The organism is Bradyrhizobium sp. USDA 3364, from assembly GCF_054056355.1.
Map to the genome: position 1 here is coordinate 4,686,508 of NZ_JBSRYG010000002.1, position 12,417 is coordinate 4,698,924.

Genomic DNA, 12,417 nt, shown 5'->3' on the forward strand with positions numbered 1-12,417 from the left:
TTGTCAGGCCATGCGCGAGCGGAGGCGATCGACCAGCACCGCCGCAATGATGATCACGCCCACCAGGGTCTGCTGCCAGTAGGAGTTGACCTGCGCGAGCACGAGGCCGTTGCGGATCACCTCGAGCAGCACGCAGCCGACAATGGCTCCGAGCGGGCCGCCGATGCCGCCGGCGAGATTGGCGCCGCCGATGACGGCGGCTGCGATCACGTTGAGCTCGTAGGACGTCGCCATGTTCGCCGGCGCCGATCCCAGCCAGCCGCAGATGATGATGCCTTGCAGGCCGGCGGCGAGCGCGCAGATCACATAGATCTCGATCTTGACCCGCACGACCGGAATGCCGGTCAGGGCGGCCGCCTTTTCGTTGCCGCCGACGGCAAAGACGTGCCGCCCGAAACTGGTGTGATGCAGCACGATCGCCATCGCCACCGCGAGAACCACGAGATAGATGAACGGCGCCGGCATGCCGAACACGACGCCCGATGTCAGCTTGTAGAAATAGTCGGCGTCGGGGCCGCTGGGAAAGCTGCCGCGGCCGTTGGAGACGACATAGCCGAGGCCCCGCACGATCGAGAGCATGCCGAGCGTGGTGACGAACGGCGACAGTCCAAGCACCGCGATGCAGAAGCCGTTGACGAGGCCGACCACGAGCGCGACGCCGAGTCCCGCGAGGATCGAGACCAGCAGGACCAAGCCGGGTACATTGGCGACCACGGTCTTGCCGTCGTCGGCCAGGTGCACGAACCACTCCGCGCCGGGCATGCCCGGTGTCGAGACGTGCGTCATGACCATCGAGGTGATCATCGCGGAAAAGCACATCACCGAGCCCACCGAGAGATCGATGCCGCCCGTGATGATGACGAAGGTCACGCCGAGCGTGGCGATGGCGATGAACGAAAAGTTCTTCGCCACGTTCTGGATGTTGCCTTCGGTGAGGAAATAGGGACTGGCGAAGTTCATCACCACGAACAGCGCCACCAGCGCGAGCAGGACGTAGCCGGTCTGCGAGGCGAAGAAGCCGCTTCGCCACCATTTGGCCCTGCCGACATTGGTGAAGGTGAGGGGAGATTCCAGGGGCGTGGCCATCACGCAGCCTCCTTCGCTCCCGTGATGAGGGAGGTGACTTCCTCGGGGCTGGTGTCGCCGATCGCCTTGTCGGCGCGCTTCTCGCCGCGGCGCATGACGACGACGCGGTCGCAGACCGCGAACACGTCGGGCATGCGGTGCGAGATCAGCATGACCGCGACGCCCTGCTCCTTCAGGCGATGGATCAGGCCCAGGACCTGCTCGACCTGGCGAACCGAGATCGCGGCCGTCGGCTCGTCCATCATCACCAGCTTGGCGTTGGAGAGCCGCGTCCGCGCGATCGCGACCGCCTGGCGCTGGCCGCCCGACATCTGCTTGACGAGATCGTCCGGACGGGTCTCCGAGCGCAGCTCGCCGAACAGCTCCAGCGCGCGCGCGGCCATCGCCTTGTGGTCGAGAAAGGCGAACGGACCAAGCTTGCGCTTGAGCTCACGGCCGAGGAAGACATTGGCCGCCGCCGTGAGATTGTCGGCGAGCGCGAGGTCCTGATAGACCACCTCGATCCCGACCGCACGGGCATCGATCGGCCGGGCGAAATGGACCGCCTGGCCGTCGAAGCGGATCTCGCCGTGACTTGGCGGGAAGTTGCCGGCGATGATCTTGACGAGCGTGGATTTGCCGGCGCCGTTGTCGCCCATCAGGCCGACAACCTCGCCGGGGGAGATATGCAGGTCGACGCCATGCAACGCACGAATGGCGCCGAACTCCTTGCCAATGCCCTTCAACTCCAGGACCGCCAGTCCGGCGTCGTGAGGGGTTACCATGGCTGGCCTCGCTCAGGCATGCCGGCGGATCACCCTCCGGCTCAGAAGTGCACCAGCGTGCGCAGGCCAAGGACCCAGGCGTTTTCGGTCTTCACGCCTGCGGCGTTGTACCCGCGACCGCCCGGATTGATCACATACTGGGCGTCGAACTTGAGGTTCATCCAGCCGGTCGCCTGCCACCCGTACCAGGCTTCGATCGGCACTTCGTTGCCGCCGGCGTTCGGGGTGAGCGCGGCCGAATTCACGTGGGTCGTGCCCACCGCAAAGCCGACTTCGTCTTCCGGACGCCAGGAGAACGTTCCCGTGTGCCTGAAGCCCAGCGCGACCTGGTAGTCCTGATACGCCGTGCGGTGATCGGCAACGGTCGTGTTGAGGAAGGTGTACCAGCCCTGCGCCTTGGGACCCTCAACGGTCAGCCGCTGCAGGATCGATTCATAGACGCCGTAGCGGCCGCGCTGATCTCCCAGATTTTGATCCGGGACACCGCCGATGCCCGGGGAGATCGCGATGATGCCCGGCAGGCCGCCGTCGATCGTCGACGCGCTGTCATACCAGCCGCCGAACCGCCAGGTGCCGTTCAACGGACCGCTCGGTGCCCAGACCAACTCGACCGGGACCAGCACGCCGGAGGCAGGGCTCGAGCCGGGCGCGCCGGGCAGGAAATAGGTCGCGGAGTCCGACGTCGTCAGGTAGTTCGGGTTGGCGTCGTAGACGCCGATCGACAGCTGGAAGTCCTTGGCGAAGTTGTAGTGGACCACGCCGGCCCATTGGCTGACCGGCCAGTTGTAGATGTAGCCACCCTGGATGTTGCCGGGCTGGCCGCCGCAGAAGGTCAGGTTGATGAACTCGCACAGGCCGAAGAAGAAGTCGGAGCCGACCGGCAGACGGCCGCCCTTCAGTTCGAGGCGATCGTCGAACAGCTTCTGCGAGTAGTAGAGTTCGGTCAGCCGCAGGATGCTGCCGCGGCCGAACACTTCGTTGGTCAGCTGCAGGGCCGGAATGCCGGCCTCGTCGTTCAGATTGCGGCCGAAGCGGTCGACCAGCGTGAGGCCAACCGTGCCGCCCTGGATGCCGGCAAGCTTCGCCATGTCGAACTTGGCCTGGAAGAACAGCTGTCCGGCCTGGGTCGCGGTGTTCCTGTTGCCGCCCGATAGGTTGCCGACAGCTTCGTCACCCAGCGTCAGCGCCAGCGAGATACCCCGTTCCTTCAGCTGCGTCCTGCCGAGATCACCGAACAGATACGGTCTCGTCCAGAAGTCGTCGGTTTCCGTGTAAGGCACGGGCGGAGCCTTCGTCAGCAGATCGGCCGCATGCGCGCCGCCGCCGCCGAATAGAGATAATAGGGCGATCCCCACGCCGCACGCCCACGCGGTGTTTACAGATCCAAGTGACATTTCCTGCACTCCCAGCGTCCCCGGCTTTGTCGATTTTTGTGTCACGTTCCCGCCCAAAGCCCTTCAGCGTGGAACGCGCCCCTTTCAGTGCACCGATCTCTCAACTTGAGATGGAAAACGTACGCACACCAAAGCCCTTCAATGCGGTTGTGAGGGTCGGTCCGCGGTCCGTCCGGCCTCGGCCTGCGGCGCCAACATGGGCGCGAGCGTCGTGTGCTTCATCAATCCTGCGCATCGAACTGCCCGGTTCTTCTACTCACGTCGCCGCGACCCTGTTTGCTGTGTCCGGTCGCGGCTTTCCCTATCGAATTGTCATGCCTGATCGCCCGTCGTCGTCGGCACCGCAGCCGCGCCGTGCGCAGCCGCGTTTTGCAGACGTGTGCTGTCTTTTGCTTTCGGCGCCGTGCGGGCGAGGCCCGCGAGCGCGGCCTTGCGCCGCCGACGGGCCTGCAACTGCTGATCCGCCAGTACGCCGATCAGAATCACGGTCCCCATGACCGCGAAGTTCAGCGAGTTGGGAATGCCCAGGATGTTCACGAGGTTCTGCAACACCTGCAGCAGCGCCGTCCCCAGCACGATACCGAGAATGGAGCCCTCGCCGCCACGCAGGCTGCAGCCGCCGAGCACGGCCGCCGCGATCGCATAGAGTTCGTAGAAATTGCCGAACGAACTCGGGGAGACCGAGTTGGTGTAGAAGACGAACATCACCGTCGAAACGCCGGCGAGGCCGCCGCTGATGACATAGGCGGTCGCGATCACGACATTGGTATTGATACCCGAGAAGCGCGCCGCTTCCTCGTTCTTGCCGACGGCATAAAGCCAGCGCCCGTAGACCGAACGATGCAGCAGCACGCCGAGGATCAGCGCAAGGATGATCAGGAAGATGAAGGTGTTCGGAATGCCTGCGACATTGCCGGAGGCGATGTTGCTCAGCGTGCTGGCCTCGTCGCCATAGCCGAAGCCGCGCGTCGAGTCGCTGGTGTAGTAACGCGCGGCGCCGCGATAGATCAGCAACCCGCACAGCGTCACGATGAACGGCTGCATCTTCAGCCGCGTGATCAGGAAGCCCTGGATGCCTCCCAGCGCAAGCCCGCCCATCAGGACGAGCAGCAGCGCGAACGGCCAGGGCACCTGATAGGTCGTCAGCAGATCGATGAAGATGACGCCGAGCAGCGCGAACATCGAGCCGAGCGAAAGATCGATGCCTCCGGTGATGATGACCAATCCTTCGCCGAGCGCGAACACACCGAACAGGCCGATCAGATTGGCCATGTTCAGCAGGTTGACGAACGACAGGAAGGCCGGATTGATCGCGCCCGTGATGGCGGAGATCACCGCCAGCAGCAGGAACAGGCCGAGTTCCTTCTTCATCATGGCGCCGCGGTCTCCATGGTTTCGAGCGCCTGGCCGACCGCCAGCCTCAACACGTTGTATTCGCTGAACTGGTCGCGCTCGAGCACGCCGCTGACGCTGCCTTCATGCATCACCGCCACCCGGTCGGAGACGCCGATCACTTCCTCCATATCCGAGGAGATCATCACGATCGCGACGCCCTGGTCGGCGAGGCTGCGCATCAGCGCATAGATCTCGCTCTTGGCGCCGACATCGATGCCGCGGGTCGGCTCGTCGAAGAACATCACGCGCGGCTGCATGGAGAGCCACTTGCCCAGCACCACCTTTTGCTGGTTGCCGCCGGAGAGCGTCACGGCTTCCATGTCGATGGTCGGCGCCTTGATGGACAGCCGTCGCGCCTGATCTTGCGCGATTTTGCGCTCGGCTGCGCCGTTGACCAGCCACATCCGCGCATGCTCCAGCAGGCTCGCGAGCGTCACGTTCTCCCGGATCGGCAGTTCCAGCACCAGCCCGGATTTCTTGCGATCCTCCGGCACCAGGTAGATTCCTTGCTTGATGGCGTCGCGCGGCGAAGCGACGCCGACCGCCATGTTGTCGATCCTGATCTCGCCGCCCAGCAGCGGGTCGACGCCGAACACCGCGCGGGCAAGCGAGGTGCGGCCGGCGCCGACGAGCCCGGCGAGGCCGAGGATCTCGCCGCGCTTGACCGATAGATTGATCTTCCGGTCGGGAAACGCCGTCGTCACGACGCCGGCGATATCGCAGCCGCCGGGCTGCGGCGCGTGCGCCGGCGGCGTATACAGCGCCTTCAGGTCGCGGCCGATCATCAGGCGGATCATCGCGGCATGGCTCAGCTCGTCCCGTGCCAGCTCGCCCACGGTGCGCCCGTCGCGCAGCACCACGACCCGATCGGCGCAGCTCATGATCTCGCCCAGCCGGTGCGAGATGTAGATGACCGAAATGCCGTGCGCCTTCAGGTCGGCGATCACCGCCAGCAGCCGTTCCGTCTCCGAAATCGTCAGGCTCGAGGTCGGCTCGTCCATGATGATCACGCGGGCGTCGATCGAGAGCGCCTTGGCGATCTCCACCATCTGACGCTCCGCGATCGACAGATTGTCGACCAGCGTGCCCGGCGTGAAATCGGCGCCCAGCCGTTCCAGCAGCGGCATCACCCGGGCACGCATCTCGGCATTGTCCACCAGCTTCAGCGGACCGCCGGCAAGCTTCTCGCGCCCGATGAAGACGTTGGCTGCGACGTCGAGATTCTCGAACAGGTTCAGCTCCTGGTGCACGAAGGCGATGCCGGCCAGGGTCGCCTCGGTCACCGTCATCCGGGAGTGCTCGATGCCGCCAATGCGGATCACGCCGGCGCTCGGCGCGATCACGCCGGCCAGCACGCGCATCAGCGTCGATTTGCCGGCGCCGTTCTCGCCGATCAGGCCCAGCACCTCGCCGCGACAGACGCGCAAATTGACGTCGTCAAGCGCCCTGACGCCGGGATAGGTCTTGCTGATTCCGCTGAGTTCGAGCAGCGTCTCCGCCATTCGGCATATCCTCCTGCACGCCGCCCGGCGCCTGTGGCGGCCGGGCGGCGAAGCCGACTGAAGTTACTTCTTCAGCAGATCCTTCAGATTTGCGGCGAACTCTGCGACGTTGCTCTTGTTGATCACCTTGGTCGGCACGATCAGCTTGCTGTCCTTCGGGATCCAGGACTTGTCGCCGTTCAGCGTCTTGATGATGTTGGTGGCGGAGAGGTAGCCGAACTCGTAGGGCTGCTGCACGACGGTGGATTCGATCGTGCCGTCGGAGATGCCGCGCAGCGTGCGCTGGTCTTCGTCGAAGCCGACGATCTTCACCTTGCCGGCCTTGCCCGCGGCCTTCACCGCGTCATAGATCAGCGGGGTCTCGTAGCTCCACAGCCCGGAAAGCAGCGCGATATCAGGATATTTGACGAGCACGTTCTCCATGTTCGCCTTGGCCTTGGCAAAGTCGACCTGGTCGGTGAACACGTCGACCAGCTCGACCTTGGTGCCGGCGATCGATTCCTTGATGCCCTGCACACGCTCGCGGGCGTTGTCGGCGTCCATCGTTCCGACGAACAGCGCGATTTTGCCGCCGCTTGGCAGCGCCTTCTTGATCTCCTCGCCGGCCTGCCGCCCGGCCGCAACGTTGTCGGTGCCGATATAGGCGAGGCGATTGCTCTGCGGCGCATCGCTATCCGTCGTGATCAGCACGGTCTTGGCGGCAACCTTGTTGAGCTCTTCGGTTGCATGCGGCGCGTCGTCGACGGAGATCGAGATACCGGCGACGCCGCGCACGAGCAGGTCATCCAGCTCGCGCCGCTGGCCTGCCGCCGTCCCCTCGTTGGTGACGATCAGCTCGATATTGTAGTCCGGGTGCTCCTTCTGCGCCTTCTCGAGCCCGCGGCCTGCGATGGTCCAGAAGTCGGCCGCGACATTGGTCACCAGCGCGATGGTCTTTTTCTGCTGTGCCTGTGCTATCCCCGTTGTCATGGCGAGCGCGGCCGCGCCCGCCAATAGCGGCACGATCAATCTTTTCATTGAGTCATTCATATGCACCTCCCTGTCGACATCCCCGGTGGGGGGATTTCACGCCCGGCGCTTTTCACGCCTTATTTTATTCACGTAACTAATAAATTAGCGCGACAAAATGTCCAGTCAAGGATGCTCATGATCAAGCCTTCAAGCAAAAATAGTGATGAGGTGATGTATTTCCGCCGCTATCAGCGCTTTTTGACCAACATCCGGGCCACGTCCGTTGAATAATTTTATCAAGCGAATTAAAAAAGCCGGTATGAACGAGCAGTCCGAACCGCTGAGACGTGCTTCAAGTCTGGCCCGCGGATCGAACCGCGACCGTCTCGTCGAGGTCTTGCGGCGTCAGGGGCCGTTGCCGCGGGTCGAACTCGCCCGCAGCACGGGCCTGAGCTTCCCGGCCATTTCGGCCATCACATCGAAGCTGATGGCGGAAGACCTGCTCTGCGAAGCCGAGACCGATGCGGCGACGTCGTGGCCGGACGATACCGACGAAGAGGATACGGAAGGTCTGAACAGCCGACGCCGCGGCCGGCCGGCGGTCTTGCTGACCCTGAACCCCGAATTCGGCCGCATCATTGCGGTCTCGCTGCGCATGAATCTGATCGAGACATTGATCGCTGATTACAGCGGCTCTGCCCTCGCGCAATCGCGGCTTGAACTGACGACGCGCGGCCTCGATGCAGACGCGTTGTGCGATCTCGTGATCGCGCAGATCGAGGCCATGCTCGACGCGACGGCCACGCCGCGCCATCGGCTGCTCGGAATCGGGATCGCGCTGCAGGGCATCGTCGACGGCGACACCGGCCGGCATCTGTGGAGCCCGGCACTGTCGATCACCGACGTCGATCTGGCAAAGCCGATCCGCCAGGAATTCGGCGTCGAAGTCGTGATGGCGAACGACGCGGTCGCGGTGGCGCTGGCCCTCGTGGCGGCCGAGCCGGCCCTGGCGCAGGGTCTCACGGCCACGCTCATGGTCGGTCACGGCATCGGCATGGGCATCGTCGTCGACGGTGAAGCGCGCTGGGGTGCCGGCGCGGGCAGCGAGATCGGCCATGTCAAGTTGGCGGCGAACGGTCCGCAGTGCCGCTGCGGTCAGCGCGGCTGCATCGAGGCCCATCTCGCCGACTATGCGCTCTACCGCGACGCCCGCACCTTTCTCGACCTGCCGCCGGCGGTGTCGCAGCAACCGTCCGAGGCCCAGATGGCTCTGCTGCGCGCGCGGGCACGGAGCGGCGATCCCCGTCTCGAGCACTTGTTCCAGCAGGCAGGCCGCGCGCTTGCCGAGGCGGTCGCCACAACGATATCGGTGCTGCGCCCGCACCATGTCGTCCTCGCAGGTCCCGGCCTCGAGGCATTTGACATGATGCGCAGTGCCTATGAGGAGCGGCTGGAGCAGGCGGTGTTGCCGTGGCTGCTCAAGTCCACGGCAATCCATGTGCATCCGAGCGAGTCGGCGACAATTGTCGACGGCATGGTGCGGCGGACGCTGCGGGTCGTGGACCGAAACCACATGGAGACAACCGAGTGAACCTCGGAGCTGTGGCCCTTGGTTTGGGCCGCGGCAATGCAATCGACGCCCTTCAGGCGCCAAATCGTGAGGATGCCAATGCAGGGTGCCATCTATCCAAGCCTCAAGGACCGAACCGTGCTGGTGACCGGCGGCGGTTCAGGGATCGGCGAGGCGATCGTCCGTCAGTTCATCAATCAGGGCGCGCGGGTCGGATTCATCGACATCGACCTGACGTCCTCGGAGCAGTTGCTGTCCGATCTGGGGAGGCAAGCCCGCGTGCACTTCGAACACGCCGATCTGCGCGACATCGGCGCGCTGCGCCGCGCGATTGCCGGTATCCGCGAGGCACTCGGGCCGATCACCATCCTGGTCAACAATGCGGCGCGCGACGACCGTCACGCGATCGAGGACGTCACACCCGAATTCTGGGACGAGCGGATCGCCGTCAACCTGAAGCATCAGTTCTTCAGCGCCCAGGCGGTTGCGCCGGACATGAAGCAGGCCGGCGGCGGCTCGATCATCAACATCGGCTCGGTGAGCTGGGTGATCGGTCAGGGCAACATGCCCTGCTACACCACGGCCAAATCGGCGGTTCAGGGCCTCACCCGCGCGCTGGCCCGCGATCTCGGACCGCACAATGTGCGGGTCAATTCCATCCTGCCCGGATGGATCATGACACAACGGCAGCAGGATCTGTGGTTGACGCCTGAAGGCGTCGCCGAGCTGATGCAGCGTCAATGCCTCAAGCGCAAGCTGGTGCCCGACGACATCGCCCGTGTCGTTCTGTTCTTCGCCGCCGACGACAGCGGCGCCTGCACCAACCAGAGCCATATCGTCGATGGCGGCTGGGTCTAGCAGCCATGGCGTGACCTCGAGACAGAGGCGCCATTCCAACTCGGCCATGGAATTGTTCGACCGGGTGGTCAATAAATGATGGTTCGGACGCGCCCTGCGGAAGCAGGGTCGTGGCCCTGGAACTATTGTTGATACACATCTCTGGTCGACGGCCGGACGGCCGGTCGGTGGAACGGAACGACATGGCCCGATCGCGCGCCAAGGACTACGACGACAAGCGCCTCTCGATGCTGCATCGCTCGGCCGAGCTGTTTGCCGCCTCGGGATATGTCGGCACGTCGATGAATACCATCGCCGACGCGTGCGGTGTCTCGAAGGCGCTGCTCTATCATTATTATCCCGACAAGGAAGCGATCCTGTTCGATATCCTGTCGTCGCATCTTACGAAGCTGGTGGCGGCGGTTCGCAAGGCGAGCGCGGCGGCCGGCGATCCCGTCGAGCGCTTCAGGACGATCGTTGCGACCCTGCTCGAACTCTACCGGCATGCCGACGCCGAGCATCAGGTCCAGATCGCAAGTCTCAAGCTGCTGCCGAAGGACAAGCAGCAACCGCTGCTGGCGAGCGAGCGGATCCTGGTCGGGATCATGTCGGACGCGCTGGCGGCCGCCGTGCCGGCGGCGAAGCAGAAGCGCGTGCTCAAGCCGCTGACGATGAGCGTGTTCGGCATGCTGAACTGGCATTATATGTGGTTTCGCGAGGGCGGGCCGATGACCCGCGCCGACTATGCCGGCTTCGTCGCGCAGCTGGTGCTGGCCGGTGCGGAGGAGGCGGCAGCAGCCGCCACCCGTCCGCGCAGCAAGGCGAAATCGGCCGGCCGCAGCCGGCAGGCCGAATTGCTCTGAGACGGGGCCGCTAGGCCCGCATCGCGTTCATCGTCAGCAGTTCATAGGTCGCCGCGGTCTCGCCGGTCCCGGTCGTGATCTCGACGTCCCACCGCACCTCGCCATATTGCTTGTTGCGCGGCGTCTTCTCCTTCGCGGTCAGGCGCACCTGGATCTGTTCGCCCGGCTGGACCGGTTTGAGGAAGCGCAGCGAGTCGAGGCCGTAATTCGCCAGCACCGGGCCGTAGTCGGGATCGACGAAAAGGCCGGCCGCGAACGACAGCAGCAGATAGCCGTGCGCGACACGGCCCGGGAAGAACGGATGCCCCTTGGTCGCTTCCTCGTCCATATGGGCGTAGAAGGTGTCGCCGGTGAAATGCGCGAAGTGCTCGATGTCCTCGAGCGTGATCTGCCGCGCCTTCGAGACCAGCGTGCGGCCGATCTCGAGATCGTCGTAGTGATAGCGGAACGGGTGCAGGTCGCCCTCCAGCATCGGGCTGCCCTTGAACCAGCGGCCGGTAACGCCGCTCAGCATGCGAGGGGAGCCCTGCAACGCGGTGCGCTGCGTGTAGTGCTGCAGGCTGCGGACGCCGCCCAATTCCTCGCCGCCGCCGGCGCGGCCCGGGCCGCCGTGAACCATCTGTGGCATCGGCGAACCGTGTCCGGTGTGCTCGGTCGCGCAGTCGCGGTCGATGATCGCGACACGGCCGTGGAAGCTGCCGATGCCGAACGCGAGCTCGGTCGCGGTCGGGATGTCGTGCGTGTAGACCGATGCGACCAGGCTGCCGCCGCCGCGATTGGTCAATGCGATGGCCTGGTCGAGATCGTCATAGCCCATCACGGTGCAGACCGGCCCGAACGCCTCGATCTCGTGCACGGCCGTGGCGACGATCGGCTTCACGCAATGCAGCAGCAGCGGCGGGACGAAGGCGCCGCGCTTCGCGTCGGCGTCGACCAGCGGGAAGTTGTCGGGATCGCCGGCGACGAGTTCGGCCTCGGTGCGGAGCTTTGCGACATGGGCAAGCACATCGCTGCGCTGGCCGAGGCCGACCAGCGGTCCCATCCGCACCTTGTCGCTTTCAGGATTGCCGATCGCGACCTTGGCCAGGCGCTCGCGCAGGGCGGTGATGACGGCATCGAGCTGCGCCGACGGCGCCAGCGCGCGGCGGATCGCGGTGCATTTCTGCCCGGTCTTGACCGTCATTTCCTTCGCGACTTCCTTGATGAAGAGATCGAACTCCGGGCTTCCCGGCACGGCGTCCGGAGCGAGGATCGCGGCGTTGAGCGAGTCCCGCTCGGCGATGAACCGCACGGCCTCACGCGCGATGACCGGATGCCGCTGCAGCTTTTGCGAGGTGTCGGCCGAGCCCGTAAAGGACACCACGTCCTGGCAGGTCAGATGGTCGAACAGGTCGCCGGTCGATCCGACGATGAATTGCAGGACGCCTTCCGGCAGCACGCCGGATTCGGCGATCATCCGGGCCAATTCGTACGCGACATAGGCGGTGACCGTCGCGGGCTTGGTGACGACGGGAACGCCGGCGAGCAGCGCCGGCGCCAGTTTCTCCAGCATGCCCCAGCACGGGAAGTTGAATGCGTTGATATGCACGGCAACGCCGTGCAACGACGTGACGATATGCTGACCGGCGAACGCACCGCCCTTGGAGAGCCCTTCGACGTTGCCGTCGAGCAGGAATCTGGTGTTCGGAAGCTCTCGGCGTCCCTTGCTGGCATAGGCGAACAGCGTGCCGATGCCGCCGTCGACGTCGATCATGGCGTCGGTGCGGGTGCAGCCGGCGAGGAACGACAGTTTGTAGAGCCGGTCCTTGTGCTGGCTCAGATGGTCGGCCAGCGCCTTCAGCAGGCCCGCGCGCTGGTGGAACGACAGTTTGCGGAGATTCTTGCCGCCGACCGTGCGGCCATAGGCGAGGATCTCGCGCATGTCGAGATCGCTTCTGGTCGCGAGCGCCACCACATCGCCGGTCACGGCACTGTGAATCTCGGCGGCCGGCGCGCCCGCGCCCGACCACTTTCCACGAACGAAGCTGTCGAGTTTCATGACTGTCATCGAAATTG

At 64.9% G+C, this 12,417-nt stretch carries 10 protein-coding genes; 3 read left to right on the top strand and 7 right to left on the bottom strand.

Features of this window, described 5'->3' with window-relative positions; all coding sequences use genetic code 11:
- Window positions 1–3 precede the first annotated feature (3 nt).
- From ACVILL_RS22235 to ACVILL_RS22260, 6 genes are all read right to left on the bottom strand, one after another.
- Window positions 4–1,086 carry an ABC transporter permease gene (locus ACVILL_RS22235; RefSeq protein ID WP_456730990.1) on the bottom strand — a complete coding sequence of 361 codons (1,083 nt, stop codon included), beginning with the start codon at window positions 1,084–1,086 and terminating at the stop codon, window positions 4–6.
- Window positions 1,086–1,850, bottom strand: coding sequence for an ATP-binding cassette domain-containing protein (locus ACVILL_RS22240; RefSeq protein WP_456730991.1), 765 nt, complete (start codon window positions 1,848–1,850; stop codon window positions 1,086–1,088). Before ACVILL_RS22240 ends, ACVILL_RS22235 begins: the two co-directional genes overlap by 1 nt.
- A 41-nt stretch (window positions 1,851–1,891) precedes the next feature.
- Window positions 1,892–3,244 (bottom strand): carbohydrate porin, encoded by a 1,353-nt coding sequence (locus tag ACVILL_RS22245; protein ID WP_456730992.1) that lies wholly within the window; start codon window positions 3,242–3,244, stop codon window positions 1,892–1,894.
- A 312-nt stretch (window positions 3,245–3,556) separates the two neighbouring features.
- On the bottom strand, window positions 3,557–4,618 hold the full coding sequence (locus tag ACVILL_RS22250) for an ABC transporter permease (protein WP_456730993.1): 1,062 nt from the start codon (window positions 4,616–4,618) through the stop codon (window positions 3,557–3,559).
- The gene (locus ACVILL_RS22255; protein WP_456730994.1) at window positions 4,615–6,141 is read right to left on the bottom strand and encodes a sugar ABC transporter ATP-binding protein; all 1,527 of its coding nucleotides are present in this window, start codon (window positions 6,139–6,141) and stop codon (window positions 4,615–4,617) included. Before ACVILL_RS22255 ends, ACVILL_RS22250 begins: the two co-directional genes overlap by 4 nt.
- A gap of 63 nt (window positions 6,142–6,204) precedes the next feature.
- A complete protein-coding gene (locus tag ACVILL_RS22260; protein ID WP_456730995.1) occupies window positions 6,205–7,158 on the bottom strand; it encodes a sugar-binding protein in 954 nt (317 codons plus the stop codon).
- Window positions 7,159–7,411: 253 nt separating this feature from the next.
- Here ACVILL_RS22260 and ACVILL_RS22265 point away from each other — a divergent pair, with 253 nt between their 5' ends.
- From ACVILL_RS22265 to ACVILL_RS22275, 3 genes are all read left to right on the top strand, one after another.
- Entirely contained in the window at window positions 7,412–8,683 is a 1,272-nt protein-coding gene (locus tag ACVILL_RS22265; RefSeq protein WP_456730996.1) for an ROK family protein, read from the top strand.
- A gap of 78 nt (window positions 8,684–8,761) precedes the next feature.
- Window positions 8,762–9,520, top strand: coding sequence for an SDR family NAD(P)-dependent oxidoreductase (locus tag ACVILL_RS22270; RefSeq protein WP_456730997.1), 759 nt, complete (start codon window positions 8,762–8,764; stop codon window positions 9,518–9,520).
- Window positions 9,521–9,702: 182 nt separating this feature from the next.
- Window positions 9,703–10,362, top strand: coding sequence for a TetR family transcriptional regulator (locus tag ACVILL_RS22275; protein ID WP_456730998.1), 660 nt, complete (start codon window positions 9,703–9,705; stop codon window positions 10,360–10,362).
- Window positions 10,363–10,372: 10 nt separating this feature from the next.
- Here ACVILL_RS22275 and paaZ read toward each other — a convergent pair whose 3' ends face one another.
- Window positions 10,373–12,400 (bottom strand): phenylacetic acid degradation bifunctional protein PaaZ, encoded by a 2,028-nt coding sequence (gene paaZ, locus ACVILL_RS22280; RefSeq protein ID WP_456734333.1) that lies wholly within the window; start codon window positions 12,398–12,400, stop codon window positions 10,373–10,375.
- Between the last annotated feature and the right edge of the window lie 17 nt (window positions 12,401–12,417).

What these genes read in the sequence shown, in the direction of transcription:
- ACVILL_RS22235 (WP_456730990.1), bottom strand. Translation starts at nt 1,086, where the DNA reads ATGGCCACGCCCCTGGAATCTCCCCTCACCTTCACCAATGTCGGCAGG.
- ACVILL_RS22240 (WP_456730991.1), bottom strand. Translation starts at nt 1,850, where the DNA reads ATGGTAACCCCTCACGACGCCGGACTGGCGGTCCTGGAGTTGAAGGGC.
- ACVILL_RS22245 (WP_456730992.1), bottom strand. Translation starts at nt 3,244, where the DNA reads ATGTCACTTGGATCTGTAAACACCGCGTGGGCGTGCGGCGTGGGGATC.
- ACVILL_RS22250 (WP_456730993.1), bottom strand. Translation starts at nt 4,618, where the DNA reads ATGATGAAGAAGGAACTCGGCCTGTTCCTGCTGCTGGCGGTGATCTCC.
- ACVILL_RS22255 (WP_456730994.1), bottom strand. Translation starts at nt 6,141, where the DNA reads ATGGCGGAGACGCTGCTCGAACTCAGCGGAATCAGCAAGACCTATCCC.
- ACVILL_RS22260 (WP_456730995.1), bottom strand. Translation starts at nt 7,158, where the DNA reads ATGAAAAGATTGATCGTGCCGCTATTGGCGGGCGCGGCCGCGCTCGCC.
- ACVILL_RS22265 (WP_456730996.1), top strand. Translation starts at nt 7,412, where the DNA reads ATGAACGAGCAGTCCGAACCGCTGAGACGTGCTTCAAGTCTGGCCCGC.
- ACVILL_RS22270 (WP_456730997.1), top strand. Translation starts at nt 8,762, where the DNA reads ATGCAGGGTGCCATCTATCCAAGCCTCAAGGACCGAACCGTGCTGGTG.
- ACVILL_RS22275 (WP_456730998.1), top strand. Translation starts at nt 9,703, where the DNA reads ATGGCCCGATCGCGCGCCAAGGACTACGACGACAAGCGCCTCTCGATG.
- paaZ (WP_456734333.1), bottom strand. Translation starts at nt 12,400, where the DNA reads ATGAAACTCGACAGCTTCGTTCGTGGAAAGTGGTCGGGCGCGGGCGCG.